This is a genomic window from Pseudomonas sp. C8002, from assembly GCF_013385765.1.
Taxonomy (GTDB): Bacteria; Pseudomonadota; Gammaproteobacteria; order Pseudomonadales; family Pseudomonadaceae; genus Aquipseudomonas.
Map to the genome: position 1 here is coordinate 549,842 of NZ_JACAPJ010000005.1, position 23,852 is coordinate 573,693.

Consider the following 23,852-nt stretch of genomic DNA (forward strand, 5'->3'; position numbering starts at 1 on the left):
CGAGCTGGCTAAAAAACAGTCTGTTACGCATCGAATTTTATTTACCGGCACGCCCCCTGGCGCGTCGCTACCTTGAGATAGCCGTCTCCATGTTTGGTTCCAACGACGACAAGAAGACCCCAGCTGCGGCTGGCGAGAAAAAAGGCCTGTTCGGATGGCTGCGCAAAAAGCCGCAGGAAACCGTCGTCGAACAGCCGCAGGTTCAAGCTGAACCGATCCCCGAATCCATAGTAGAAGCCGAACCGGTTGCCGAAACACCGGCCCCGGTGGTGTTGCCGATGGCCGAGCCGGTGTTGCAGCCGGTGGTTGAGCCAGAACCTGCGCCAGAGCCAGAGCCAGAGCACAAGCCATGGCTGGTGTTGCCGGTGGCAGAAGAGCCCGTAGCACTGGTTGAAGACGAGCAGGCCGCGCATGTGACGCCGCCGATTCCGGCCCTCGTGGAGCCTGTGCCCGTTGTGGTCCAGGCGCCGCCAGTGGTTGAGGTGCCTGCACCGGTGGTCGCCGAACCTGTTCCGGTCGCGGTCGCCGCGCCAGCAGTCATCGAAGAGCCTGCTGTTCCTGCCGAAACCGGCAAGACCGGTTTCTTTGCCCGCCTCAAGCAAGGCCTGAGCAAGACCAGCGCCAGCATCGGCGAAGGCATGGCCAGCCTGTTTCTCGGCAAAAAGACCATCGATGACGAGCTGCTGGAGGACATCGAAACCCGCCTGCTGACCGCCGACGTGGGCGTCGAAGCCACCGCCGTGATCATCCAGAGCCTGACCCAGAAGGTCGCGCGCAAGCAGCTGACCGACGCCGATGCGCTCTACAAGTCGCTGCAGGCCGAGCTGGCCAACATGCTCAAGCCGGTGGAAGCGCCGCTGATCATCGATACGCAGAAAAAGCCGTTTGTGATCCTGGTGGTTGGCGTCAACGGCGCCGGCAAGACCACCACCATCGGCAAGTTGGCGAAGAAGCTGCAACTGGAAGGCAAGAAAGTCATGCTCGCCGCCGGTGACACCTTCCGTGCCGCCGCCGTGGAGCAATTGCAGGTCTGGGGCGAGCGCAACAAGATCCCGGTCATCGCCCAGCACACCGGCGCCGATTCGGCCTCGGTGATCTTCGATGCGGTGCAGGCCGCCAAGGCGCGCAACATTGATGTGCTGATCGCCGATACCGCCGGTCGCCTGCACACCAAAGACAATCTGATGGAAGAGCTGAAGAAAGTTCGCCGCGTGATCGGCAAGCTCGACGCCGACGCGCCCCACGAGGTGTTGCTGGTGCTGGACGCCGGTACCGGCCAGAACGCCATCAGCCAGGCCAAACAATTCCACCAGACGGTCCAACTGACCGGCCTGGCATTGACTAAGCTCGACGGCACGGCCAAGGGCGGTGTGATCTTCGCCCTGGCCAAGCAGTTCGGGTTGCCGATTCGTTACATCGGCGTCGGTGAAGGCATCGACGACCTGCGCACTTTTGAAGCCGAACCCTTTGTACAGGCACTGTTTGCCGAGCGGGAGCGTTCATGATTCGTTTCGAACAGGTCGGTAAACGCTACGCCAACGGGCATGTCGGCTTGCATGAGCTGAGTTTCCGGGTGCGTCGCGGCGAATTCTTGTTTGTGACCGGCCATTCGGGTGCCGGTAAAAGTACCTTGTTGCGCCTGCTGCTGGCCATGGAGCGCCCAACCACCGGCAAACTGCTGCTGGCGGGCCAGGACCTGGCAACCATCAGCAACGCACAGATTCCATTCCTGCGCCGGCAGATCGGCGTGGTGTTCCAGAACCACCAGTTGCTGTTCGATCGCACGGTGTTCAACAACATCGCCTTGCCGTTGCAGATTCTCGGTCTGTCCAAGGCCGAAATCGTCAAGCGCGTGGATTCGGCCCTGGAACGCGTGGCGCTGTCGGACAAGACCGACCTGTACCCAGGCGACCTGTCCACCGGCCAGCAACAGCGCGTCGGCATCGCCCGCGCCATCGTCCATCGCCCGGCCTTGCTGCTGGCGGACGAACCCACCGGTAACCTCGACCCGCGCCTGGCCGCAGAAATCATGGGCGTGTTCGAAGACATCAACCGCCTGGGCACCAGCGTGCTGATCGCCAGTCACGACTTGGCGCTGATCGCCCGCATGCGCCACCGCATGCTGACCCTGCAACGCGGCCGCCTGATCGGTGACGGGGAGGCTGGGGTATGAGTGCAACACGCAGCCCGAAGGTTTCCGAGCGCGTCGCGCCAAAGGCGGCCGACCCGCAGCCACAGAAGAAAAAACGCGACGAAGACGATGGCCCGGATTTCGGCACCCTGGTGCATGCCTGGATCGAAAGCCACCGTGCCAGCCTGGTAGACAGCCTGCGCCGCCTCGGCAAGCAGCCGATCGGCAGCTTTTTTACCTGCCTGGTCATGGCCGTGGCCTTGAGCCTGCCCATGGGCTTGTCATTGCTGCTGAACAATGTCGAGCGCCTTGGCGGTTCGTGGCAGCGGGCGGCGCAGATTTCCCTGTACCTGAACCTGGATGCCAGCGCCCAGGACGGTGAGTCCCTGCGCGACCAGATCAAGGGCATTCCGGGTGTGGCCGAGGCTGAGTACATCAGCCGCGATCAAGCCCTGGAAGAGTTCCAGCAACAGTCCGGCCTGGGCGAGGCGCTCAAGGAGTTGCCGCAAAACCCGCTGCCGGGCGTGGTGCTGGTCACCCCGAACGAGGTCGACAAGACCACCCTGGAAGCCCTGCGACAAAAACTCGCAGAGCTGCCGAAGGTCCAACAGGCACAACTTGATCTAGTCTGGGTAGAGCGGTTGGCCGCGATTCTCAAGCTGGGCGACCGGTTTGTGTTCGGCCTGACGGTGTTGCTGGTGTCTGCATTACTTTTGGTGATAGGCAATACCATTCGTCTTCATATTGAAAACCGCCGCACCGAGATAGAAGTGATTAAACTCGTCGGCGGCACGGACAGCTATGTGCGTCGGCCTTTTCTGTACATGGGCGCGCTGTATGGCTTCGGTGCGGGAATTTTGTCCTGGGGCGTACTGGCTTTTGGCCTGAACTGGCTGAACGATGCGGTGGTGGGGCTTGCCGGTTTGTACGGCAGCGATTTTGCCCTGGCCGGCGTGCCGGCAGCCGATGGTCTGTCATTGTTGCTTGGGGCAGTGCTCTTGGGGTATATCGGTGCTTGGATTGCGGTCGCACGGCATTTACGTGAGCTGGCACCGAAGTAGTTAATGTCAGGGTAATGTGGTTTCGTTTGTATTGACCGTATCAGTGGTTTAGGGAACTTGTCCTACGGTTCCCGGTCAATTTTCGCAGTGCTGAACTGCACGAGTTATGTGAGTCGGAGGTTTTTTCGTATGACCACTTCTTTGCAACCTGCTTATGCTCTGGTCCCGGGTGCGAACCTGGAGGCCTATGTGCACACGGTCAACAGCATTCCATTGCTGACGCCCGAGCAGGAGCGTGAACTGGCCGAGAGTCTCTACTATGAGCAGGATTTGGGGGCGGCTCGGCAGATGGTGCTCGCCCACCTGCGTTTTGTCGTACATATCGCCCGTAGCTATAGCGGCTACGGCCTGGCCCAGGCTGACCTGATTCAGGAAGGCAACGTTGGCCTGATGAAAGCTGTGAAGCGCTTCAACCCGGAAATGGGTGTGCGCCTGGTGTCGTTTGCTGTGCACTGGATCAAGGCGGAAATTCACGAATTCATCCTGCGCAACTGGCGCATCGTGAAAGTCGCGACCACCAAGGCCCAGCGCAAACTGTTCTTCAACCTGCGCAGCCAGAAGAAACGCCTGGCGTGGCTGAACAACGAAGAAGTGCATCGCGTGGCCGAAAGCCTCGGCGTAGAGCCACGTGAAGTGCGCGAGATGGAAAGTCGCCTGACCGGCCATGACATGGCCTTCGACCCGGCCGCCGAAGCGGACGACGACAGCGCCTTCCAATCGCCGGCCAACTATCTGGAAGACCACCGGTACGACCCGGCGCGTCAGCTGGAAGATGCCGACTGGAGCGACAACTCCAATCACAACCTGCACGAAGCGCTGGAAGTGCTGGACGACCGCAGCCGTGACATTCTCTACCAGCGCTGGTTGGCAGAAGAAAAAGCCACGCTGCACGACCTGGCGCAGAAGTACAACGTGTCGGCCGAGCGGATTCGTCAGCTCGAGAAGAGTGCGATGAACAAGCTGAAACTGTCGATCGCCGCCTGACACAGGTAGCTAGGACAGCGCGATCGAAATGTGGGAGCGGGCTTGCTCGCGAAAGCGGTGGACCAGTCACCTAAGGTATTGACTGGCACACCGCTTTCGCGAGCAAGCCCGCTCCCACTTTTGTTTTGTGGGGTGTCAGTCAGCCCAGGGCGCCTTGCGCGAGTTGTTCAGCTCATTCAAATAGCTGTCGCCACCCAACTGACTCATCTGCTGCCGAATCCACGCCGCCCGTCGCGCGACATACGACGTTGGATGGCTGGCACTCCACACCCGCGGGTTAGGCAACACCGCCGCCAGGTAGCTGGCCTGCTGGCGGGTCAGCGCCTTGGCACTCACCCCAAAGTGATGCCGCGCCGCCGCTTCGGCGCCGAACACGCCTTCATCCCATTCCACGCTGTTGAGGTACACCTCAAGAATTCGCTGCTTGGGCCAGAGAATCTCGATCAGCCCGGTAAACCAGGCTTCCAGGCCCTTGCGGAAATAGCTGCGGCCGGTCCACAAAAACAGATTCTTCGACACCTGCTGGCTCAAGGTGCTGGCGCCGCGAATCGAGCCGCCGCGCTCGTTATGCTGCAATGCCGCCTGGATCGCGCCGAAATCAAAACCCCAATGTTGCGGGAAGCGCTGGTCTTCGCCGGCCATCACCGCCACTTTAAGTTCGTCGGAGATCTGATCCCACGGCACCCACGTGCGCTGTACGTCAATCGGCTCGCCGTCGACCCAGGACTCGACCTTGCGCTCAACCATCAGCGCAGTGCCCGGTGGTGGCACGAAACGGAACAGCAGCACCAGCAGCACGCTGCCGATGGCAAACCACTTGAGGGCTTTGAGAAAACGCTTGAAGAGGAGACGCAGCATAGAGATGGCTTGGCCGAACCCGTTGAGCGGGCCATTATACAGACCCTGCCCCCTGAGTCTGACTGGAGTTCCTCATGTTGCGTGGCTTTCTGATGCTGGCTGCCTTTTTCGGTTTCACCGGCGTCGCCCTGGGCGCGTTTGCCGCCCACGGCCTGAAAAACCGCCTGAGCGCCGAGTACCTGGCGATTTTCCACACCGGCGTGACCTACCAGTTGGTGCACACCCTGGCGCTGTTCGGCGTGGCACTGTTGGCGGCGCACATCCCGGGCAGGCTGGTGACGTGGGCGGGGGTGTCCTTTGCCGTGGGCATCCTGCTGTTCTCCGGCAGCCTGTATGTGCTGACCATGACCGGCATCAGCAAGCTCGGCATCATCACCCCGTTTGGTGGCCTGGCGTTCCTGCTGGGCTGGTTCTTCCTCGGTTTGGCGGCGTGGCGTCTACAGGCTGCCTGACCAAGGGGCTTGGGCCAGCAACGTCAATCACGCTAGAATGCTGGCCCCTAAAAACGATGGCGGCCCGTGGCATGCGCATTCAGTTGAACGGCGAACCCTTTGAACTGCCCGACGGTGAAACCGTTGCGGCCCTGCTGACCCGTCTGGACTTGACCGGACGCCGCGTCGCAGTGGAGCTCAACCAGGATATCGTCCCGCGTAGCCAGCACGTCGAGACCGCGCTCACCGAGGGTGACCAGGTCGAAGTGGTCCACGCCATCGGCGGCGGCTAGCCGTCCGGCGCTCCAGGGCGCCAACCCGCATTCTGCAGAACCTCACCCCAACTCGAGGATTTCCCATGAGCATCGTTCGTAGCGACAAGCCTTTCGTCCTGGCCGGTCGTACCTTCCAGTCGCGTCTGCTGGTCGGCACCGGCAAGTACCGCGACATGGAAGAAACCCGCCTGGCCATCGAAGCCTCGGGCGCCGAGATCGTTACTTTCGCCGTGCGCCGCACCAACCTCGGCCAGATCGAGGGCGAGCCGAACCTGCTCGAAGTGCTGTCGCCGGATCGCTACACCTTCCTGCCGAACACCGCCGGTTGCTACGACGCCATCGAAGCCGTGCGCACCTGCCGCCTGGCCCGTGAGCTGCTCGACGGCCACAACCTGGTGAAGCTGGAAGTGCTGGCCGACCAGAAAACCCTGTTCCCCAACGTGATCGAAACCCTCAAGGCCGCCGAGACCCTGGTCAAGGAAGGTTTCGACGTGATGGTCTACACCAGCGACGACCCGATCATCGCCCGCCAACTGGCCGAAATCGGCTGCATCGCGGTGATGCCGCTGGCCGGTCTGATCGGTTCCGGCCTGGGTATCTGCAATCCGTACAACCTGCAGATCATCCTTGAAGAAGCCAAGATCCCGGTGCTGGTGGATGCGGGCGTGGGCACTGCCTCCGACGCCACCATCGCCATGGAACTGGGTTGCGATGCGGTGCTGATGAACTCGGCCATCGCCCATGCCCAGCAGCCGATCATGATGGCCGAAGCCATGCAACACGCAATCGTCGCCGGCCGCCTGGCGTACCTCGCCGGGCGCATGCCGAAAAAACTTTACGCCAGCGCCTCCTCGCCGCTGGATGGTCTGATCAAGTAAGAGCCATTGATGACTGAATCAAACGAAACGCCGAACACCCTGGAAGAAGGCGACGAGTCCAAGCACCGCCGCATCAAGAGTTTTGTGATGCGCGCCGGTCGCATGACCGAGGGCCAGCAAAAGGGCCTGGAGCAGGGCACGCCGCTGTTCGTCCTGCCGCTGGCAGACGCGCCGGTGGATTACGACCAGGTGTTTGGCCGCTCGGCACCACGCTCCCTGGAGATTGGCTTCGGCATGGGCCATTCCCTGCTGGAAATGGCCGCGGCTTCGCCGGAGCAGGATTTTATCGGGGTTGAAGTACACCGTCCGGGTGTTGGCGCGCTGCTGAACGGCGTGCTGACTCAGGGCCTGACCAACCTGCGGGTCTACGACTGCGATGCGATCGAAGTGCTCAACCGCTGCATCGCCGACAACAGCCTCGACCGCCTGATGCTGTTCTTCCCGGACCCATGGCACAAGAGCCGCCACCACAAGCGCCGCATCGTCCAGGCTTCCTTCGCGGAACTGGTGCGCAGCAAGCTGAAAGTGGGCGGCATCCTGCACATGGCCACCGACTGGGAACCGTATGCCGAGTACATGCTGGAAGTAATGAACGTCGCCCCTGGCTACCGCAACCTGGCGGAAGATGGCAAATGCGTCCCGCGCCCGGCCGAGCGGCCGATCACCAAGTTCGAACGTCGCGGCGAGCGACTCGGGCATGGGGTTTGGGATTTGAAGTTCGAGAAAGTGGACTGATAAGTCCCAGGCTTGAAATGCAGTAAAAAATGTGGGAGCGGGCTTGCTCGCGAATGCGGTAGATCAGTCGACATTTACGCTGACTGACACACCGCATTCGCGAGCAAGCCCGCTCCCACATTTGTTTTGTGCCGCGCTTAAGGTCAGCGGCGATCCGCCACCACCCCAATCAACACCAGCACCACCAACAACACCGGCGCCAGGCTGTAGTTGTTGAACTGGCTCAACCCGCGAACAATCCACGGCGTGGCATAGATCAGCGCAGCGCCGCTGCCGATCATGCACACCAGCGCCATCAGCGGCACGCGCAGCGCACCCGCGATGCTGCCCAGCCGTGCTTCGACCCAGCCCTTGATGTCGGCGCCAAACAGCACCAGCAGGCAGCCTACCAACGCCAGGGAGATTTCCGACAGGTTGCTACGGCTCCAGCGGGATACGGTGGCGAGCAGGTCGAGTACCAGATCCATTCGATTTCCTTAAGAGCAATCAGCTCAAAAACTTCTGCAGCAGGTCATTGAGAAAGAGTTGCCCGCGGTCGGTGGCCGCCAGGCGTGACGGTTCGACCTGCATCAGGCCACTTTGTTCTGCCTCGCGGCGAGCTTCATCGAGGCTGGCCAGTTCGAGGCCGGTACGCTCGGCGTAAAGCCTGGCTTCGACGCCGTCGGTGAGGCGCAGGGCGTTCATCAGGAACTCGAACGGTAACTCTTCGTTGGTCAGTTCTTTCGCGCCGGCCTGGTAGTTTTTCGCCGGGTTGAGGTAGTCCTTCGGTGCCCGGGTTTTCCAGGTGCGCACGATGCGCCCATCCGGATGGCTGAGCTTGCCGTGGGCACCGGCGCCGATGCCGATAAAATCGCCAAAGCTCCAGTAGTTCAGGTTATGCCGCGCCGGCCGTCCCGGTTGGGCGTAGGCCGAGACTTCGTACTGGGCGTAACCGTGTTCGGCGAGCAGCGCCTGGCCGGCTTCCTGGATGTCCCACAGGGTGTCGTCTTCCGGCAGCACGGGCGGCTGGTTCCAGAACACGGTGTTGGGTTCCAGGGTCAGTTGATACCAGGACAGATGCGTGGGCTTTAGGGCAATGGCCTGGCGCAGGTCACCCAGGGCGTCCTCCAGGGACTGATCGGGCAAACCGTGCATCAAGTCCAGGTTGAAGTTGTCGAACCCGGCCTGGCGCGCCATGCCGGCGGCACGCACGGCTTCGTCACCGTTGTGGATGCGGCCCAGGGCTTCGAGTTTTTCCTGCTGGAAACTCTGGATGCCAATCGACAGCCGATTGATCCCCAGCTTGCGGTACGCCACGAACTTCTCTTGCTCGAAGGTACCGGGGTTGGCTTCCAGGGTGATCTCGATATCGCCGGCAAACGGGATGCGCGCTTCCACGCCCTTGAGCAACCGGCCCAGGGCAACGGCGCTGAACAGGCTTGGGGTGCCGCCGCCGAAAAAGATCGAACTCAGCTCACGGCCATACACCGCGTGCAGGTCCTGATCGAGGTCGGCCAGCAACGCGTCGACGTACTCTTCCTCCGGCAGCACCTTGCTGGCGGTGTGGGAGTTGAAGTCGCAATAGGGGCATTTGCGCACGCACCACGGGATGTGGATATACAGCGCCAGGGGCGGCAGGTGAGGCAGGGCCGCCCGAGGTGTTTGCGCGCCACCGAGAATCAGTGGCTGCGCGGAGGTGTTCTGAGTCATTTCAGGCCCAGGCGCTGGCGCAGCAAATCCATTGCGCGGGCGCGGTGGCTGATCTGGTTCTTGTCGGCCGGGCTCAATTCGGCGCTGGAGACATTGCGCTCCGGCACCCAGAACAACGGGTCATAACCGAAACCGTGCTCGCCGCTGGCCGCATGCAGGATGCGACCGTGCCACAAGCCTTCGCAGAGGATCGGCAATGGATCATCGGCGTGACGCACCAGGGCCAGCACGCAGACGAACTGCGCGCCGCGCATCGCGTCGGGCACGTCCTTGAGGGCGTCCAGCAGCTTGGCGTTGTTGGCCGCATCGCCTTTACCGTCGGCGTAACGTGCCGAGTAGATGCCAGGCGCACCGCCCAGGAAGTCCACGGCCAGGCCCGAATCGTCAGCCAGTGCCGGCAGGCCGGAAATACGCGCGGCGTTGCGGGCCTTGAGGATGGCGTTCTCGACAAACGACAGGCCGGTCTCTTCCGGCTCTACCTGGCTGAACTCGCCAATCGAGCGCAGTTGCACCGAGTCGCCGAGCATGGCCTGGAGTTCTTTGAGCTTGCCGGCGTTATGGCTGGCCAGTACGAGTTGAGTAAGGTTCATCATTGCGCCGGAAACAGTTCCTGGTTGAAACTGAAACCGTGGGCTTTGCCACCGGTTTCAACGTTGATGGTGAAAATCTTGGTTTCCTGCTGCGGCACCGGGTACTGGGCGACGTAAAGCGTAGAACCTTTCTGGGTGATTTTCTTGAACGTCAGCATCTCGCTCTTGCCGCCCAGATCCTTGATTGTGCCGGTAACGGTGGCGTCTATCGATTCGACGCCCTTGTTTACGAACACATTGATCATGCCCAGCTCTTTGCTGCGTACGATCCCGGCTTCCTGAGCCATTTCCGGCGTCAGGAAGCTGGTGGTCAGGGTGTTGTAGTGCACCGTGATATCGCCGAATTCTTTCTGACGATTACCATCGATAACATCCGCCGCCATAGCGCTGACGCTCAGGCACGCGGTGAGTAGAAAAACAGCCAGGCGACTCATGATCGTCCTCCTTGAAAATGGTTAGACGGCAATCTGGTGGTCCGTCAGGCCCGGGCTGCTGACCCGGTAGATCCCGATCTCACCCAGCAGGTTGGGCCATAGCTTACTCGCCCAGCCGTGACGATGCTGTTGATCGACGGCAAGGCGGTTGATGACTTTGGCTTCGCGCTCGCCGCACAGCGCTTCGAAGTCTTCAAAGGTGCAGAAGTGGATGTTGGGCGTGTTGTACCAGGTGTACGGCAGGAAGTCCGACACGGGCATGCGGCCCTTGGTGGCCAGGTACCAGCGGCAGCGCCAGTGGCCGAAATTGGGGAAAGTAATGATGCACTGGCGGCCGACGCGCAACATTTCGTCGAGGATCCGGTCCGGGTAGTGCACGGCTTGCAGGGCCTGGGTCATGACCACGATGTCGAAGCTGTTGCTGGCAAAGTTGCCGAGGCCCTTGTCCAGGTCCTGCTCGATCACGTTGATGCCCTTGGCCACGCACTGGGCGATGTTGTCCGGGTCGTTTTCCAGGCCATAGCCGGTGACTTGCTTGTTGTCGCGCAGCCAGCTCAGCAGTTCGCCATCGCCGCAACCCAAGTCGAGCACGCGGCTGCCGGCGGGGATCCAGTCTTGGATGATTTCCAGGTCGGCTCTCATGGCGTTCTCACAGTGCTATTCGGTTCATGTAATTGCTAAAGGCCTGCAAGTAACGCGGGATCGGTATCAGGAAGGCGTCGTGGCCTTGCGGTGCGTCGATCTCCAGGTAGCAGACGTCTTTCTTGGCGGCCATCAGCGCATCCACCAATTCCCGCGAGCGGGCCGGGGAAAAGCGCCAGTCGGTGGTGAACGACATCACGCAGAACTTGGCGGTGGCCGCCTCGAAGGTGCGCGCCAGGTCATCGTCGAAATTCGCCGCCGGGTCGAAGTAGTCCAGGGCCTTGGTCATCAGCAGGTAGGTGTTGGCGTCGAAACGCCCGGAAAACTCCTCGCCCTGATAACGCAGGTAGCTCTCGACCTGGAATTCGACGCTGTGGAAGTCGTAGTTGAGCTTTTCGCTCTTGAGGCCACGGCCGAATTTTTCGCCCATGGAGTCATCCGACAGGTAGGTGATGTGCCCGACCATGCGCGCGAGCATCAGCCCGCGCTTGGGGATCACGCCCGCTTCCTGGAACGAGCCGCCGTGGAACTCGGGGTCGGTCAGGATCGCCTGGCGCGCCACTTCGTTGAAGGCGATGTTCTGCGCCGACAGCTTGGGGGCCGAGGCGATGGCCAGGCAATGGCGCACGCGGTCCGGGTAGGTGATGGTCCATTGCAGGGCCTGCATGCCGCCCAGGCTGCCGCCGATCACGGCGGCCCATTGGGCGATGCCCAGTACGTCGGCCAGGCGCGCCTGGCTGTGCACCCAGTCTTCCACGGTCAGCACCGGGAAATCGGCGCCAAACGGCTTGCCGGTTTCCGGGTTGAGGCTGCTGGGGCCGGTGGAGCCGTTGCAGCCGCCGAGGTTGTTCAGGCTGACCACGAAGAACTTGTTGGTGTCGATGGGCTTGCCGGGGCCGATGCAGCTGTCCCACCAGCCGGGCTTGCGCTCGTCCATGCTGTGGAAACCCGCAGCGTGGTGGTGGCCGGACAGGGCGTGGCAGATCAGCACGGCGTTGCTGGCCGTAGCGTTCAGTTGGCCGTAGGTTTCATAGATCAGGTCGTAGGCGGGCAGCGAACGGCCGCAGGCCAGGGCCAGCGGTTCGCTGAAGTGCGCCAATTGGGGCACGACCAGTCCAACAGAATCGGGGGGGAAGGCAGTTGGCATCGACCCTGCTCTCGTTTAAATGAGGCGTAAGTCTAAAGACCGCTGCACCCAGCGGCAAGCAAAGGCCTGCGGCTGGTGTTTTTAAGGCTTTTTGTGGCGAGGAAGCTTGCTCCCGCTGGAGCGCGAAGCGGTCCCGGTCCGGTTGCCGCGATTTTGTATATGCAACGCGGTCGGCCGTTTTGGGGCTGCTGCGCAGCCCAGCGGGAGCAAGCTCCCTCGCCACATTGTCGTCAGATCAGACCGAACAGTTCTTTGGGCATGAATGCATAGAACGCCAAACGTGGAATCACCCAGCTTTGCAGCAACTGGATCGCGATAAACGCGAAGATCGGCGAGATGTCCAGGCCACCCAGGTTAGGTACCAGGCGACGGAACGGTGCCAGCACCGGCTCAGTGATCTGTGCCACCAGTTCGGCACCCGGGCTGCGGCTGCCCGGAGCGACCCAGGACAGGATCACGCTGATGATCATCGACCAGAAAATGATCTTCAGGAACAGCGAGAAGATCCCGATCAAGGCCCACGGCAGCAACAGCAGCGTGGTGGCCTGATAGCCATTGAGCAGCAGGATGACCGCGAACAGCAGGATCTGCAGCAGCAGCGCCAATACCAGCGACGACATGTCCAGGCCGAACAGGCTCGGGATCACCCGGCGCAGAGGCTTGAGCAGCGGCTGCGTGGCTTTTACCACGAACTGGCACAGCGGGTTGTAGAAGTTCGCCCGCACCAGTTGCAGGATAAAACGCATCAGCACGATCAGCAGGTACAGGCTGCCCAGGGTCTGGATGATGAAAATGGCAGCGTCATTGATTCCGAGCATGTTTGATTCCTATGTGGGGGACGACTATTTGCCCAGCTGCTCGGCCATTTCGGCCGAACGATGTGCTGCGGCACCCAGTGCTTTTTCCACCAGGGCTTCAAAGCCCCCGGCCTGGAATGATTCGATTGCCGCCTGGGTCGTGCCGCCCGGCGAGGTCACGCGACGGCGCAACTCGGCCGCGTCGACATCGCTGGTCACGGCCATCTGCGCGGCGCCCAGTGCGGTCTGCTCGGCCAGTTGCTCGGCGACTTCCTGCGGCAGGCCGAGTTTCACGCCAGCGGCGGTCATGGCCTCGATCAGCAGGAAGAAATACGCCGGGCCACTGCCGGAGACGGCGGTGACGGCGTCCAGTTGCTGCTCTTGTTCCAGCCACACGGCGAGACCTACGGCGGACAGCAGCTCTTGTGCCTGGTCGCGCTGTTGGGCAGTGACTTCGGACGTGGCGTACAAGCCGCTCACGCCCTTGCGCAGCAGCGCCGGGGTGTTGGGCATGCAACGCACAATCGGCTGGGCGCCGAGCCAGTTGTTCATGCTGGCACAGGTGATGCCGGCGGCGATGGACACCACCAGTTGATGGGGCTTGAGGCTTGGGCGCAGGCTTTCGCACACGGCTTTCATGGCTTGTGGCTTGACCGCCAGCACTACCACGTCCACGCCTTCAATCGCTTCTGCGTTGTCGGCGAAGGTGTCGATGCCGTGCTCGGCGCTGACGCGGGCGCGGGTGTCGGCGCCCGGGTCGCTGGCGCGAATCTGTTGTGCTTCCAGGCCCTTGGCCCGCAGGCCGCCGATCAGGCTGGCCGCCATGTTGCCGGCGCCGATAAAGGCAATACGCGTGTTGCTCATGACAGGTCCTTACTCAGATGGAAGTCAGCCATTTCACGGCTGGCCATAGTCGCGGGCACCAAACAGGGCGGTACCGATCCGCACCCAGGTGGCCCCTTGGGCGATGGCCGACTCAAGGTCATGGCTCATGCCCATGGAAAGTGTGTCGAGCCCCAGGTCGAGGCTCGCTTGCAGGTCGCGCACGGTGGCGAAGGCTGCGTCTTGCTCTGCACGGTCGTCGGTCGGCTCGGGAATCGCCATCAGGCCGCGCAGCTTCAGGCGCGGCAGGGCGCTGATGGCTTCGGCCAGGGCGGGCAGGTCGGCGGGTGTACAGCCGGACTTGCTGGCTTCGCCACTGACGTTGACCTGGATGCAGATATTCAGCGGCGGCAGGTCAGCCGGGCGTTGTTCGGACAGGCGTTGTGCGATTTTCAGGCGGTCCACGGAATGCACCCAGGCGAAATTCTCGGCGATCGCACGAGTCTTGTTCGATTGAATGGGGCCGATGAAGTGCCAACTCAAGGGCAGGTCGGTTAATTCGGCCTGTTTGCCCAGGGCTTCCTGCAGATAGTTCTCGCCAAAGTCACGCATCCCGGCGGCATAGGCTTCGCGCACGGCCTGTGCGGGTTTGGTCTTGCTCACGGCCAGCAGGTGCACGCTGCCTGCGTCGCGCTGCGCGGCCTCGGCGGCTGCCCGGATCCGCTCGGAAACCAGGCCGATGTTGTCTGCTATGGTCGACATTCAAGTTGCGCCCGTGGATATGGAGTCCGCGGCATTCTACTGGAAATGGAAAGCCCTATGGATATCACTGAACTGCTGGCCGCCGGCGTACGCCTGCGGGCCTCCGACCTGCATCTGTCGGCGGGGTTGGCGCCGATGCTGCGAGTGGATGGCGAGGTCTGGCCACTCGATTGGCCTGTACTTGCGCCGGTGCAAGTGGCGGCGTTGCTCAGCCCTTTGCTGAACAATCACCAGCAAAAGGATTTCGAAACATCTCTTGAAACGGATTTTGCCTTCGAGTTGCCCGAGGTGGCGCGGTTTCGGGTGAATGTGTTCCAGCAGCACCGGGGCATGGGCGCGGTGTTTCGTACCATCCCCTCAACGGTGCAGAGCCTGGAACACCTGGGGTTGGGCGAGGTGTTCCGGCGCATCGCAGACCTGCCACGGGGGCTGGTACTGGTCACCGGGCCGACCGGTTCCGGCAAGTCCACGACCCTGGCGGCGATGATTGATTACCTCAACACCCATCGCCGTCAGCACATCCTCACCCTTGAAGACCCGATCGAGTTTATCCACCACCCGAAAAATGCCCTGATCAACCAGCGACAGGTGCATCGCGATACCCACAGCTTCTCGGCTGCCCTGCGTTCGGCATTGCGGGAGGACCCGGATGTGATCCTGGTTGGCGAATTGCGGGACCTGGAAACCATTCGGCTCGCGCTGACGGCGGCGGAAACCGGGCATCTGGTGTTTGGCACGTTGCACACCACGTCGGCGGCTAAAACCGTGGACCGGGTGGTGGATGTGTTTCCGGCGGGGGAAAAGACCATGGTCCGCTCGATGCTCTCGGAGTCATTGCAGGCGGTGGTCTCTCAGGTGCTGGTGAAGAAGGTCGGCGGCGGGCGGGTGGCGGCTCACGAAATCATGCTCGGCACACCGGCGATTCGTAATTTGATCCGCGAGGACAAGGTGGCGCAGATGTATTCGGCGATCCAGACCGGCGGGGCGCTGGGGATGACGACGCTGGACATGAGTTTGAAGGCGTTGGTCAGCCAGGGGCTGATCAGCCGGGAACATGCCCGGGAGAAGGCGAGGGTGCCTGGGGATATTTAAGATCATGATCGTTCCCACGCTCCGCGTGGGAACGCAGCCCGTGACGCTCTGCGTCACAAGAGCGGACGCGGAGCGTCCAGTGAGGCATTCCCACGCAGAGCGTGGGAACGATCAAGCGTGGGAACGATCAATTAGCGCTGCACAATCCGCAGGTTGTTCTGTTCTTTAGGCAGGACACGCTTGGCAATCACGTAGTTCTTGTCCCAGAACGGCTTCTTCAGCGTATCGATGCTCACGGACTTGCCACGACGCGGTGCGTGGATGAAACGGTCGTTGCCCAGGTAGATGGCAACGTGGTTCACCTGGCGGCTCTTCAGTTTGAAGAACAGCAGGTCACCCGGTTTCAAATCCTTGCGCTCAACCTTCAGCCCGTGGCCGGCGGCCATGGCGTTGGAAGTGCGCGGCAAATCCACGGCTTTTACGTCGTTAAACGCATATTTCACCAAACCACTGCAGTCGAACCCTTTACTTGGACTGCTGCCGCCCCAACGATAAGGAGTACCGAGCACGTTGACGGCACGGCTGAGGACGTTGCTGCTTTGCTTGGTGTTGACGGCCATCAGCCCTGGCGCTGCATTACCGTGGGCCTTGCTCAGTTGAGTCGGGCGCTTCACGGTCAGCTTTACCGATTTGGCGGAGCTGGTGGTGGCGTGAACTTTAGGGGTGAAACCGTTAACGTTGGGAAGTCGTTGCTCACGATTGGTGGCGTGGGCGGCCAGTGGCATTAATAGGCAAATGGTTAGCCATGTCTTGAAAAATGGTCGCATTAGGCGTGGCTCTTTTTGGTTTGCGCGCAACTTTATAACAGCTTTTTGTGTCGTGCTAAGGCCGTTTGTCGACTGAACCCTGGGGTCAAATTCAGGAAAACCGTGACGAATTGCCGCGATTGTCCTACACAAGTCAGGCGGTATAAGGCTTTGAGGGAAGCGAAGATACCATTTGCCGCATGTCGGGCGCCCGTAAAAAAGTCACAAAGAAACCAGAAATATTTATCTATCGAGGCTAAAGAGGTACTCCATGAACACCTATCGACAGGATGTTTCGCAACAAGACACCCACAGCAAGGTGATCGGCTACCTGCTTTGGATTTTCGGTTTTACCGGTGCTCACCGCTTTTATTACGGCAAGCCGGTGACCGGGACGATCTGGTTTTTCACCTTCGGTTTGTTCGGGATTGGCTGGTTGATCGACTTGTTCCTGATTCCGGCAATGGACCGCGAAGCGGACCTGCGATTTACCGCCGGGCCGATCGAGTACAACGTGGCCTGGATTCTGTTGGCGTTCCTGGGTGTGTTCGGTTTGCACCGCATGTATCAGGGCAAATGGATCAGCGGGATCATTTACCTGCTGACCGGGGGCTTGTTCCTGATCGGGGTGCTGTATGACTTCTGGACGCTGAATACGCAGATTTCGATCCGCAATGCCGAGCGCAACGGCGGCCGATAAGATGTGTGAAGATCCAAATGTGGGAGCGGGCTTGCTCGCGAATGCGATGTGTCAGTCGACATCTCTATTGACTGACCCACCGCTTTCGCGAGCAAGCCCGCTCCCACATTTACTGTGCCCACTCTGGATTGGATTCAAGCCTGGTAGCTGATCCGCCCATCCACCAGCGTGTAACGCACAGTCGCCGGCAGGCTATGGCCGATGAATGGGCAGTTTTCACCCTTGGACAGCCAGTGTTCCCCGGCAATCGTGGAGCTGGCCGGATCAAACAGCACCAGGTCCGCCGCCGAGCCCACCGCCAGCTTGCCCGCCGGCAGGCGCAGCGCCTCGGCAGGGCCCGCACTGAGACGCGCCAGCAGGGTCGGCAGGTCCAGCAAACCATCTTCCACCAACGTCATTGCCAGCGGCAGCAACAGCTCGACGCTGCTGATGCCTGGCTCCGTCGCGCCGAACGGCGCCAGCTTGGCATCCCGCTCGTGGGGCTGGTGATGGCTGGAGATCGCCGAAACCACCCCGGACTTCACCGCCGCCCGCAAACCGTCACGGTCAGCGCGGGTACGCAGTGGCGGCTGCACGTGATACAGGCTGGAGAAGTCGATCAGCGCCTCATCCGTCAGAATCAGCTGATACAGCGCCACATCCGCCGTCACCGGCAATCCGCGGGCTTGGGCCTGAGCGATCAGGGCCACGCCGCGAGCGCTGGTCAGCTGGCTGAAGTGCGCGCGTACGCCGCTTTGTTCCACCAGCAGCAGGTCGCGGGCCAGGGCCACGGTCTCGGCGGTTTCCGGGATGCCCGGCAGGCCGAGGAAGCTCGCGGTGGCGCCTTCGTGGGCCAGGCCGCCTTCGGCCAGGTCACGGTCCTGGGAGTGGAAAATCACGGTCAGGTCGAAAGTCGCCGCATATTCCAGCGCACGGCACAGGGTGCGGGTGCTGCGAAAGCTCTCCAGGCCGTTGCCGAAGGCCACGCAGCCTGCGTCGCGCAGGGCGATCAGCTCGGCCAGTTGTTCGCCGTCCAGGCCTTTGCTCAGGGCGCCGATGGGGAACACTTTGCAGTTGCCGGCTTCGCGGGCGCGGTCGAGGATCAGTTCGGTCACCGCCGAGGTGTCCAGCACCGGTTTGGTGTGGGGCGGGCAGCACAGGCTGGTCACGCCACCGGCAGCGGCGGCGCGGGTTTCGCTGGTGATGTTGCCCTTGCGGCTGTAGCCCGGCTCACGCAGGGCGACGTTCAGGTCAACCAGGCCAGGCGCGGCGATCAGGCCTTTGGCGTCGATAGTTTCGCTGGCGCTGAAGCCTGCGGGTGCGGCGCCGATGGCAATGATCTTGCCGGCTTCCAGGTGCAGATCGGTGACTTGATCCAGGCCGCTGGCCGGATCGATGACTCGGGCGCCGAGAATGCTGAGCTTCACTGGGCGTTCTCCTGCTCGAATTGACGTTGCGCGGTTTGCCCGCTCATGGCCATGGACAACACCGCCATGCGGATGGCGATGCCGTACGTGACCTGGTTGAGAATCACCGACTGCGCGCCATCGGCCACCGCCGACTCAATCTCCACGCCACGGTTGATTGGCCCCGGGTGCATCACGATGGCGTCCGGCTTGGCGCCGGCCAGGCGTGCGGTGGTCAGGCCGAACAGGCGATAGAACTCGCCTTCGCTCGGCAGCAGGCCGCCCGCCATACGCTCGCGCTGCAAGCGCAGCATGATCACCACGTCCACATCCTTCAGGCCTTCGGCCATGTCGGTGTAGACCTTCACGCCGTACTGCTCGATACCGATCGGCAGCAGGGTCTTGGGGGCGATCACGCGGATGTCCGGGCAACCCAGGGTTTTCAGGGCCAGCATGTTCGAGCGTGCAACCCGCGAGTGCAGGATGTCGCCGACAATGGCCACCGAGAGGTTTTCAAAGCTGCCCTTGTGCCGCCGGATGGTCAGCATGTCGAGCATGCCCTGGGTCGGGTGGGCGTGACGGCCGTCGCCGCCGTTGATGATCGCCACATTCGGGCACACGTGCTCGGCGATGAAGTGCGCAGCACCGGAATCGCCGTGGCGCACCACGAACATGTCGGCGGCCATGGCTTCCAGGTTGCGCAGGGTGTCGAGCAGGGTTTCGCCCTTGCTCGCCGACGAGGTGGACACGTTCAGCGTGATCACGTCAGCCGACAGGCGTTGGGCCGCCAGTTCAAAGGTGGTGCGGGTGCGGGTCGAGTTCTCGAAGAACACGTTGCAGATGGTCTTGCCGCGCAGCAACGGGACTTTCTTCACCGCCCGGCCGCCGACTTCGAGAAACGAGTCGGCCGTGTCGAGGATTTCGGTGAGCAGTTCGCGGGGCAAGCCGTCGAGGGACAGGAAGTGTTGCAGCTGGCCCTGAGCATTGAGCTGCAGCGGGCGCTTGGCATCTAGAGGCGTCATCGCGGGGACTCTTTACAAGGCGGTTTAAAGGGCAAGGTCTTGCAGTTCGAGTTCGAGCGGCGTGGGACCGGACAATTTTACCCGCTGGTGGGCTTCCAGGGACAGGGTGGCGCCGACCACGTCCGGGCTGATCGGCAATTCGCCGGCGTCCAGGTCCAGCAGGCAGACCAGGGTCACGCTGGCCGGGCGGCCGTAGTCGAACAGTTCGTTCATCGCGGCACGTATGGTGCGACCGCTCATCAGCACGTCATCGATCAGCACCAGGTGCTGGCCTTCGATCTCGAAGGGCAGGGCCGAGGGGCGCACTTGCGGGTGCAGGCCGTTCTGGCTGAAGTCGTCACGGTAGAAAGACACGTCCAGGGTGCCCAGGGGCGAGTCGCTGCCCAGTTCTTCCAGCAGCGCCTGGGCCACCCAGACGCCACCGGTGCGGATGCCGATAAAGCGCGGCTCGCTGATGGCACGGTGTTCCAGGTGCGCCTTGAGGCGGATCGCCATCTGGCTGATCAGGTCGGCGGGATTGGGCAGGCTCATGGGTGCTCCTTCTAGGCCTCGCGCAGGCAAGGTCCGGGCTCAAACGTAAGAAGACGCGGCAAGCCGCGTCAGTCAGGATTCAAATAAAGCGGTGTTTTCATCCAGCCAGCCCTGCAACAGCAGGGCCGCGGCGATGGCATCCACCGGGTTGTCGCGGTAACTGCCTTTCTGCCCGCCACGGTCGCGACGCTCGCCCTTGGCTTCGAACGTGGTCAGGCGTTCGTCGTGGGTATAGAAGGGCAGGTTGTAGCGGCCGTTCAGGCGGCGGGCGAACTTTTCGGCCCGCAGGCACATCTCGCTCGGGGTGCCGTCCATGTTCAGCGGCAGGCCGACCACCACGGCGTCGGGCTTCCACTCCTTGATCAGGGCTTCGACCTGGTTCCAGTCTGGCACGCCGTTCTGGGCCTTCAGGGTGCACAGCTCGCGGGCCTGGCCGGTAATCACCTGGCCGACGGCGACGCCGATCTGTTTGGTGCCGTAGTCGAAACCGAGGATCAGACGCAAGGCCATCAGGCGTGCCCCGCCTGGCTGGTCAGCAGGCTGAGGTTGATCCGCAGCTTGGCGGCGGCCGCTTCCAGGCGCAGTTCGCTGGGGGTGTTGAACAGGATGTCGGCATCGAACGGGCAGGTCAGCCAGGCATTGCTCGCCAGCTCCGCCTCCAGTTGCCCGGCTTCCCAGCCGGCGTAGCCGAGGGTGATCACACTTTGATCAGGCCCTACGCCGTCGGCAATCGCGAACAGGACGTCCTGGGACGTGGACAGGGACAACCCTTCAAGGTCCACGGTCGCCTGGAATTTCGGCCCGGTGGGGTGCAGCACAAAACCCCGGTCCGTCTGCACCGGCCCGCCGATGTAGATCGGTACGTGCTGGCAGCTGGCGGGTGGGTCGATGTCCGGGCGCAGTTGCTCGAGGATATCGGCCAAGTTCAGGTCTTGCGGGCGGTTGACCACCAACCCCATCGCACCATTGGCGGTGTGCTCGACGATGTAGGTCAAGGTTTGCGCAAAGTTCGGGTCGGCCATATGGGGCATGGCGATCAGGAATTGGTGCTTGAGGTAGGTCGGGCTGACATTTTTCATGTCCGCTAGTGTGGCGTTGGAGGGGCGAACTGACAAGCTGAGGATGCGCAGGAAATCACCGCCAGCATCAATTGCTCGACAGCCGATCACCCTTGGCAAAGCGCCAGGTGCGAATGATTTCCAGGCGATCGATGTCGTTCAGGTCCCCGGTAAACGGCGCAAAAGGCGCCGCCAGCCGCACGATGCGTTGCGCTGCCTGGTCCAGCAGCGGTTGGCCGGAGGACTCCAGCACCTGCACCTCGTACAAGGTGCCGTCGCGGTTGATCGACACCAGCAGTCGCAAATTGCCGTAGATCTGCTGGCGACGGGCTTCGTCCGGGTAGTTCAGGTTGCCGATGCGCTCGACCTTCTTGCGCCACTCATCCTTATACCAGGCGCCTTTGTCGCGCATGGTGGAGGCGGCGTTGAGGCGGTAGATCCGCGGGCGCTTGGCGTACAGCTGTTGTTCGTGGGCCAGTTCGGCTTCCAGGCTGGAGATCTCACTGGAGAGTTGCGAGCTGTCAAAAGTCGGGGCCGGCGGGGCAGGCGTGGGTTCGGTCTTGGCCTTTTCGCGCTGGGTCGGGGCTTTTTGCGGCTTGGGCGCCACGGTGGTGACCGCCGCCTTGGGGGCGGCCTGTTTCACCTCCGGCTTGGGCGCCGGCGGTGGCGTGACCTTATTGACCTTGTTGTCCTGGAATGGCGCGACTTCAGTGGTCTTGGGCACGGCCTTCTTGTCGAGGGTGCCGCTGCCTTGCTGATTGTCCTGGGCGAGAAAGTCGGCTTTTTCGGGCTTCTTTTCGCTTTTGAACGTGGCGAGGGTGATTTCCAGGGTCTTGGTGATCTGCTTGGGTTCGGCAAAGGTGAAACCCAGGCCGAGGATCAACGCCAGGTGAATCAACGCCGCCAGAAACAGGGTAAATCCGAGCCGATCAGCCGGGCGCACGCCGCTGTGGGAGAGTTCGGGGGGCAGATCGGACGGGAGCGTCATGACAAGAAAACCAACATCGCGCGTTTCACAGGTGGCGCATGATAACGCAATGTTGGTTTGTGTCCGGCTGTTCTATGTCACTTGGCTTGTAGCTTGGCGGCAATCGCAGCCATCAGCATTTCGCCGATGTTCGTGCCAAATGCGTTGTCGATCTCGCGAATACAGGTCGGGCTGGTGACGTTGATTTCGGTGAGGTTCTCGCCGATTACGTCCAGGCCTACGAACAGCAAGCCTTTTTCGCGCAGGGTCGGGCCGACTTGGGCTGCAATCCAGCGATCCTTGTCCGTCAGCGGGCGGGCTTCACCCCGGCCACCGGCGGCCAGGTTGCCGCGGGTCTCGCCGGCGGCCGGAATGCGCGCCAGGCAGTAAGGCACCGGCTCGCCGTCGATCATCAGGATGCGCTTGTCGCCGTCCTTGATCGCCGGAATGTAGGCCTGGCCCATGATCTGCTGGGTGCCCAGCGCAGTCAGGGTCTCCAGGATCACCGACAGGTTCGGGTCGCCGGCGCGGTGGCGGAAGATCGAGGTACCGCCCATGCCGTCCAGCGGCTTGAGGATCACATCGCCGTGCTTGGCGGCGAATTCGCGCAGCACATCGGCGCGGCGGCTGACCACGGTCGGCGGCGTGCACTGCGGGAACAGCGTGGCGAACAGCTTTTCATTGCAGTCGCGCAGGCTCTGGGGCTTGTTGACGATCAGCACGCCCGCGCGCTCGGCCTGCTCCAGCAGGTAGGTGGAGTAGACGAACTCCATGTCGAACGGCGGATCCTTGCGCATCAGGATCACGTCGAGGTCGCTCAGGGGGCTGTCGATTTCGTCTTGCAGCTCGAACCACTTCTCGGGGTTGGCAAACACCTGCAGGGGACGCATCCGCGCCCGCGCTTCACCGTCGCCCTGGTAAAGGTCCGGCTGCTCCATATAGAACAGGCTCCAGCCGCGGGCCTGGGCGGCCAGCAGCATGGCCAGCGAGCTGTCCTTTTTATAGGAAATGCTGGCGATAGGGTCCATGACAATGCCGACGCGAACGCTCATGGGGGATTTCCTCTAGCAAATAAGGGCGCATAAAAGTGGCGTCAGAGTGGCGCTGCGGCTGTTGTGGGTCAAGGAAAAACCACCACGCGGGTCGGCCGATAGATTGCGTTCTGAGACTGTGCTAAAAAGGCTGCCATGGCACATCAGCCCTTGAATTCCGAGGCTTTTGGCGCTCGTCCTGTGCAACATCAGGCAGTACACACCGAAAACCTATTCGCTGTGGCGATGGTAGAGCAGATATGGAACAGCATTCCAACGCCTTGAAAGTGATGGTGATCGACGATTCGAAAACGATTCGCCGCACGGCCGAAACACTGTTGAAGAACGTAGGGTGCGACGTCATCACGGCCATCGACGGTTTCGATGCCCTGGCCAAGATTGTTGACCATCATCCACACATTATCTTTGTCGACATCATGATGCCGCGCCTGGATGGCTATCAGACCTGCGCGCTGGTGAAGAACAACCCGGCGTTCAAGTCGATCCCGGTAATCATGCTGTCCTCCAAGGATGGTCTGTTCGACAAGGCCAAGGGGCGCATCGTCGGCTCTGATCAGTTTTTGACCAAGCCTTTCAGCAAGGAAGAACTGCTGAGCGCGATCAAGGCCTATGTACCGGGCTTCGCCGCAGTAGAACAAGCACACTGACGGGGGCCCCACGAGGGCTTGCGTCTACTAGATAAGTGGGGAAAACCATGGCACGTGTTCTGATCGTCGACGATTCGCCGACTGAAATGTACAAACTGACCGAAATGCTCGAAAAGCACGGTCACACCGTCCTCAAGGCCCAGAACGGCGGCGATGGCGTTGCGCTGGCCCGTCAGGAAAAGCCGGATGCGGTGCTGATGGATATCGTGATGCCGGGCCTCAATGGCTTCCAGGCCACTCGTCAGTTGACCAAGGATGCCGAGACCAGCCACATCCCGGTGATCATCATCACCACCAAGGATCAGGAAACCGACAAGATCTGGGGCGAGCGCCAGGGCGCCAAGGATTACCTGACCAAGCCCGTGGACGAAGAAACCCTGATCGCCACCCTGAACAAGGTGCTGGCCGGCTGACGG

30 protein-coding genes are annotated in these 23,852 nt (G+C 61.8%); 12 read left to right on the forward strand and 18 right to left on the reverse strand.

All coding sequences use genetic code 11. From position 1 onward, the window contains the following. The first annotated feature begins 89 nt into the window (after positions 1-89). From ftsY to rpoH, 4 genes are all read left to right on the forward strand, one after another. Positions 90-1,505, forward strand: coding sequence for a signal recognition particle-docking protein FtsY (gene ftsY / locus HX814_RS09185; protein WP_102370103.1), 1,416 nt, complete (start codon positions 90-92; stop codon positions 1,503-1,505). Continuing rightward, positions 1,502-2,173 (forward strand): cell division ATP-binding protein FtsE, encoded by a 672-nt coding sequence (gene ftsE, locus HX814_RS09190; RefSeq protein WP_003213784.1) that lies wholly within the window; start codon positions 1,502-1,504, stop codon positions 2,171-2,173. Before ftsY ends, ftsE begins: the two co-directional genes overlap by 4 nt. After that, positions 2,170-3,192, forward strand: a complete 1,023-nt coding sequence (ftsX, locus tag HX814_RS09195; RefSeq protein WP_003213783.1) for a permease-like cell division protein FtsX — start codon at positions 2,170-2,172, stop codon at positions 3,190-3,192. The genes ftsE and ftsX overlap by 4 nt, the downstream gene beginning before the upstream one ends. Before the next feature lie 129 nt (positions 3,193-3,321). Beyond that, a complete protein-coding gene (rpoH, locus tag HX814_RS09200) occupies positions 3,322-4,176 on the forward strand; it encodes an RNA polymerase sigma factor RpoH (protein WP_003176698.1) in 855 nt (284 codons plus the stop codon). A 135-nt stretch (positions 4,177-4,311) separates the two neighbouring features. On the opposite strand, the gene mtgA is transcribed toward rpoH, so the two are convergent. Continuing rightward, a complete protein-coding gene (gene mtgA, locus HX814_RS09205) occupies positions 4,312-5,034 on the reverse strand; it encodes a monofunctional biosynthetic peptidoglycan transglycosylase (RefSeq protein ID WP_087693250.1) in 723 nt (240 codons plus the stop codon). Between the two features lie 74 nt (positions 5,035-5,108). Here mtgA and HX814_RS09210 point away from each other — a divergent pair, with 74 nt between their 5' ends. From HX814_RS09210 to trmB, 4 genes are all read left to right on the forward strand, one after another. Beyond that, positions 5,109-5,486, forward strand: a complete 378-nt coding sequence (locus HX814_RS09210; protein WP_003213781.1) for a DUF423 domain-containing protein — start codon at positions 5,109-5,111, stop codon at positions 5,484-5,486. A 71-nt stretch (positions 5,487-5,557) separates the two neighbouring features. Then, positions 5,558-5,758, forward strand: coding sequence for a sulfur carrier protein ThiS (thiS, locus tag HX814_RS09215; RefSeq protein WP_008434168.1), 201 nt, complete (start codon positions 5,558-5,560; stop codon positions 5,756-5,758). A 65-nt stretch (positions 5,759-5,823) separates the two neighbouring features. After that, entirely contained in the window at positions 5,824-6,618 is a 795-nt protein-coding gene (locus HX814_RS09220; RefSeq protein ID WP_093204048.1) for a thiazole synthase, read from the forward strand. Between the two features lie 9 nt (positions 6,619-6,627). Beyond that, on the forward strand, positions 6,628-7,353 hold the full coding sequence (gene trmB, locus HX814_RS09225) for a tRNA (guanosine(46)-N7)-methyltransferase TrmB (protein WP_003213778.1): 726 nt from the start codon (positions 6,628-6,630) through the stop codon (positions 7,351-7,353). Positions 7,354-7,496: 143 nt separating this feature from the next. On the opposite strand, the gene HX814_RS09230 is transcribed toward trmB, so the two are convergent. The 9 genes from HX814_RS09230 to HX814_RS09270 all read right to left on the reverse strand — a co-directional run bounded on the left by HX814_RS09230 (position 7,497) and on the right by HX814_RS09270 (position 14,236). Then, positions 7,497-7,820: a DUF3392 domain-containing protein gene (locus tag HX814_RS09230; protein ID WP_003213776.1), complete on the reverse strand. Its 324-nt coding sequence runs from the start codon at positions 7,818-7,820 to the stop codon at positions 7,497-7,499. Positions 7,821-7,839: 19 nt separating this feature from the next. Continuing rightward, positions 7,840-9,042, reverse strand: a complete 1,203-nt coding sequence (gene hemW, locus HX814_RS09235) for a radical SAM family heme chaperone HemW (RefSeq protein ID WP_256343980.1) — start codon at positions 9,040-9,042, stop codon at positions 7,840-7,842. Continuing rightward, the gene (rdgB, locus tag HX814_RS09240; RefSeq protein ID WP_008434161.1) at positions 9,039-9,635 is read right to left on the reverse strand and encodes an RdgB/HAM1 family non-canonical purine NTP pyrophosphatase; all 597 of its coding nucleotides are present in this window, start codon (positions 9,633-9,635) and stop codon (positions 9,039-9,041) included. The genes hemW and rdgB overlap by 4 nt, the downstream gene beginning before the upstream one ends. Then, the gene (locus HX814_RS09245) at positions 9,632-10,066 is read right to left on the reverse strand and encodes a DUF4426 domain-containing protein (protein WP_003213770.1); all 435 of its coding nucleotides are present in this window, start codon (positions 10,064-10,066) and stop codon (positions 9,632-9,634) included. The genes rdgB and HX814_RS09245 overlap by 4 nt, the downstream gene beginning before the upstream one ends. Before the next feature lie 21 nt (positions 10,067-10,087). Further along, a complete protein-coding gene (gene metW, locus HX814_RS09250; protein ID WP_003213768.1) occupies positions 10,088-10,708 on the reverse strand; it encodes a methionine biosynthesis protein MetW in 621 nt (206 codons plus the stop codon). Positions 10,709-10,715: 7 nt separating this feature from the next. Continuing rightward, complete coding sequence (locus HX814_RS09255) at positions 10,716-11,855, reverse strand: homoserine O-acetyltransferase (protein WP_177009096.1); 1,140 nt, start codon at positions 11,853-11,855, stop codon at positions 10,716-10,718. 230 nt (positions 11,856-12,085) lie between these two features. Beyond that, entirely contained in the window at positions 12,086-12,673 is a 588-nt protein-coding gene (locus HX814_RS09260; RefSeq protein WP_003213764.1) for a YggT family protein, read from the reverse strand. A 24-nt stretch (positions 12,674-12,697) separates the two neighbouring features. Beyond that, positions 12,698-13,516: a pyrroline-5-carboxylate reductase gene (gene proC / locus HX814_RS09265; protein WP_177009097.1), complete on the reverse strand. Its 819-nt coding sequence runs from the start codon at positions 13,514-13,516 to the stop codon at positions 12,698-12,700. Positions 13,517-13,549: 33 nt separating this feature from the next. Beyond that, positions 13,550-14,236: a YggS family pyridoxal phosphate-dependent enzyme gene (locus HX814_RS09270; protein WP_008434154.1), complete on the reverse strand. Its 687-nt coding sequence runs from the start codon at positions 14,234-14,236 to the stop codon at positions 13,550-13,552. Positions 14,237-14,293: 57 nt separating this feature from the next. Here HX814_RS09270 and HX814_RS09275 point away from each other — a divergent pair, with 57 nt between their 5' ends. Beyond that, a complete protein-coding gene (locus HX814_RS09275; RefSeq protein ID WP_177009098.1) occupies positions 14,294-15,328 on the forward strand; it encodes a type IV pilus twitching motility protein PilT in 1,035 nt (344 codons plus the stop codon). Between the two features lie 131 nt (positions 15,329-15,459). Here the strand turns inward: HX814_RS09275 and HX814_RS09280 are convergent, their stop codons facing one another. After that, complete coding sequence (locus tag HX814_RS09280; RefSeq protein ID WP_023659314.1) at positions 15,460-16,095, reverse strand: C40 family peptidase; 636 nt, start codon at positions 16,093-16,095, stop codon at positions 15,460-15,462. Between the two features lie 250 nt (positions 16,096-16,345). Between HX814_RS09280 and HX814_RS09285 the strand changes: the two genes are divergently transcribed. Continuing rightward, positions 16,346-16,774: a TM2 domain-containing protein gene (locus HX814_RS09285; RefSeq protein ID WP_003213752.1), complete on the forward strand. Its 429-nt coding sequence runs from the start codon at positions 16,346-16,348 to the stop codon at positions 16,772-16,774. A 134-nt stretch (positions 16,775-16,908) separates the two neighbouring features. Here the strand turns inward: HX814_RS09285 and HX814_RS09290 are convergent, their stop codons facing one another. From HX814_RS09290 to gshB, 7 genes are all read right to left on the reverse strand, one after another. Then, the gene (locus HX814_RS09290; RefSeq protein WP_003213750.1) at positions 16,909-18,180 is read right to left on the reverse strand and encodes a dihydroorotase; all 1,272 of its coding nucleotides are present in this window, start codon (positions 18,178-18,180) and stop codon (positions 16,909-16,911) included. Continuing rightward, the gene (locus HX814_RS09295; RefSeq protein ID WP_003213748.1) at positions 18,177-19,181 is read right to left on the reverse strand and encodes an aspartate carbamoyltransferase catalytic subunit; all 1,005 of its coding nucleotides are present in this window, start codon (positions 19,179-19,181) and stop codon (positions 18,177-18,179) included. The genes HX814_RS09290 and HX814_RS09295 overlap by 4 nt, the downstream gene beginning before the upstream one ends. Before the next feature lie 24 nt (positions 19,182-19,205). After that, the gene (pyrR, locus tag HX814_RS09300; RefSeq protein WP_003213746.1) at positions 19,206-19,712 is read right to left on the reverse strand and encodes a bifunctional pyr operon transcriptional regulator/uracil phosphoribosyltransferase PyrR; all 507 of its coding nucleotides are present in this window, start codon (positions 19,710-19,712) and stop codon (positions 19,206-19,208) included. A 72-nt stretch (positions 19,713-19,784) separates the two neighbouring features. Then, positions 19,785-20,222: a Holliday junction resolvase RuvX gene (gene ruvX / locus HX814_RS09305; protein ID WP_003213744.1), complete on the reverse strand. Its 438-nt coding sequence runs from the start codon at positions 20,220-20,222 to the stop codon at positions 19,785-19,787. Then, on the reverse strand, positions 20,222-20,791 hold the full coding sequence (locus HX814_RS09310) for a YqgE/AlgH family protein (RefSeq protein ID WP_003213742.1): 570 nt from the start codon (positions 20,789-20,791) through the stop codon (positions 20,222-20,224). Before HX814_RS09310 ends, ruvX begins: the two co-directional genes overlap by 1 nt. A gap of 67 nt (positions 20,792-20,858) precedes the next feature. Continuing rightward, positions 20,859-21,758, reverse strand: coding sequence for an energy transducer TonB (locus HX814_RS09315; protein ID WP_003213740.1), 900 nt, complete (start codon positions 21,756-21,758; stop codon positions 20,859-20,861). Between the two features lie 77 nt (positions 21,759-21,835). Beyond that, positions 21,836-22,789 (reverse strand): glutathione synthase, encoded by a 954-nt coding sequence (gene gshB, locus HX814_RS09320; RefSeq protein ID WP_003213738.1) that lies wholly within the window; start codon positions 22,787-22,789, stop codon positions 21,836-21,838. A gap of 239 nt (positions 22,790-23,028) precedes the next feature. On the opposite strand from gshB, the gene pilG reads away from it, so the two are divergent. Continuing rightward, on the forward strand, positions 23,029-23,436 hold the full coding sequence (gene pilG / locus HX814_RS09325; RefSeq protein WP_003213736.1) for a twitching motility response regulator PilG: 408 nt from the start codon (positions 23,029-23,031) through the stop codon (positions 23,434-23,436). Between the two features lie 47 nt (positions 23,437-23,483). Further along, the gene (pilH, locus tag HX814_RS09330) at positions 23,484-23,849 is read left to right on the forward strand and encodes a twitching motility response regulator PilH (protein WP_003213734.1); all 366 of its coding nucleotides are present in this window, start codon (positions 23,484-23,486) and stop codon (positions 23,847-23,849) included. Positions 23,850-23,852: the final 3 nt, after the last annotated feature.

Bases quoted from the DNA above. Each gene is read 5' to 3' on its own strand.
- pyrR (WP_003213746.1), bottom strand. From the start codon at position 19,712: ATGAGCCTGCCCAATCCCGCCGACCTGATCAGCCAGATGGCGATCCGC.
- ftsE (WP_003213784.1), top strand. From the start codon at position 1,502: ATGATTCGTTTCGAACAGGTCGGTAAACGCTACGCCAACGGGCATGTC.
- gshB (WP_003213738.1), bottom strand. From the start codon at position 22,789: ATGAGCGTTCGCGTCGGCATTGTCATGGACCCTATCGCCAGCATTTCC.
- mtgA (WP_087693250.1), bottom strand. From the start codon at position 5,034: ATGCTGCGTCTCCTCTTCAAGCGTTTTCTCAAAGCCCTCAAGTGGTTT.
- ruvX (WP_003213744.1), bottom strand. From the start codon at position 20,222: ATGGCCTTGCGTCTGATCCTCGGTTTCGACTACGGCACCAAACAGATC.
- HX814_RS09285 (WP_003213752.1), top strand. From the start codon at position 16,346: ATGAACACCTATCGACAGGATGTTTCGCAACAAGACACCCACAGCAAG.
- pilG (WP_003213736.1), top strand. From the start codon at position 23,029: ATGGAACAGCATTCCAACGCCTTGAAAGTGATGGTGATCGACGATTCG.
- HX814_RS09255 (WP_177009096.1), bottom strand. From the start codon at position 11,855: ATGCCAACTGCCTTCCCCCCCGATTCTGTTGGACTGGTCGTGCCCCAA.
- HX814_RS09280 (WP_023659314.1), bottom strand. From the start codon at position 16,095: ATGCGACCATTTTTCAAGACATGGCTAACCATTTGCCTATTAATGCCA.
- HX814_RS09260 (WP_003213764.1), bottom strand. From the start codon at position 12,673: ATGCTCGGAATCAATGACGCTGCCATTTTCATCATCCAGACCCTGGGC.
- HX814_RS09310 (WP_003213742.1), bottom strand. From the start codon at position 20,791: ATGAAAAATGTCAGCCCGACCTACCTCAAGCACCAATTCCTGATCGCC.
- rdgB (WP_008434161.1), bottom strand. From the start codon at position 9,635: ATGATGAACCTTACTCAACTCGTACTGGCCAGCCATAACGCCGGCAAG.
- thiS (WP_008434168.1), top strand. From the start codon at position 5,558: ATGCGCATTCAGTTGAACGGCGAACCCTTTGAACTGCCCGACGGTGAA.
- HX814_RS09295 (WP_003213748.1), bottom strand. From the start codon at position 19,181: ATGACGCCTCTAGATGCCAAGCGCCCGCTGCAGCTCAATGCTCAGGGC.
- HX814_RS09210 (WP_003213781.1), top strand. From the start codon at position 5,109: ATGTTGCGTGGCTTTCTGATGCTGGCTGCCTTTTTCGGTTTCACCGGC.
- ftsX (WP_003213783.1), top strand. From the start codon at position 2,170: ATGAGTGCAACACGCAGCCCGAAGGTTTCCGAGCGCGTCGCGCCAAAG.
- hemW (WP_256343980.1), bottom strand. From the start codon at position 9,042: ATGACTCAGAACACCTCCGCGCAGCCACTGATTCTCGGTGGCGCGCAA.
- HX814_RS09270 (WP_008434154.1), bottom strand. From the start codon at position 14,236: ATGTCGACCATAGCAGACAACATCGGCCTGGTTTCCGAGCGGATCCGG.
- pilH (WP_003213734.1), top strand. From the start codon at position 23,484: ATGGCACGTGTTCTGATCGTCGACGATTCGCCGACTGAAATGTACAAA.
- trmB (WP_003213778.1), top strand. From the start codon at position 6,628: ATGACTGAATCAAACGAAACGCCGAACACCCTGGAAGAAGGCGACGAG.
- HX814_RS09315 (WP_003213740.1), bottom strand. From the start codon at position 21,758: ATGACGCTCCCGTCCGATCTGCCCCCCGAACTCTCCCACAGCGGCGTG.
- HX814_RS09220 (WP_093204048.1), top strand. From the start codon at position 5,824: ATGAGCATCGTTCGTAGCGACAAGCCTTTCGTCCTGGCCGGTCGTACC.
- rpoH (WP_003176698.1), top strand. From the start codon at position 3,322: ATGACCACTTCTTTGCAACCTGCTTATGCTCTGGTCCCGGGTGCGAAC.
- proC (WP_177009097.1), bottom strand. From the start codon at position 13,516: ATGAGCAACACGCGTATTGCCTTTATCGGCGCCGGCAACATGGCGGCC.
- HX814_RS09245 (WP_003213770.1), bottom strand. From the start codon at position 10,066: ATGAGTCGCCTGGCTGTTTTTCTACTCACCGCGTGCCTGAGCGTCAGC.
- metW (WP_003213768.1), bottom strand. From the start codon at position 10,708: ATGAGAGCCGACCTGGAAATCATCCAAGACTGGATCCCCGCCGGCAGC.
- HX814_RS09275 (WP_177009098.1), top strand. From the start codon at position 14,294: ATGGATATCACTGAACTGCTGGCCGCCGGCGTACGCCTGCGGGCCTCC.
- ftsY (WP_102370103.1), top strand. From the start codon at position 90: ATGTTTGGTTCCAACGACGACAAGAAGACCCCAGCTGCGGCTGGCGAG.
- HX814_RS09230 (WP_003213776.1), bottom strand. From the start codon at position 7,820: ATGGATCTGGTACTCGACCTGCTCGCCACCGTATCCCGCTGGAGCCGT.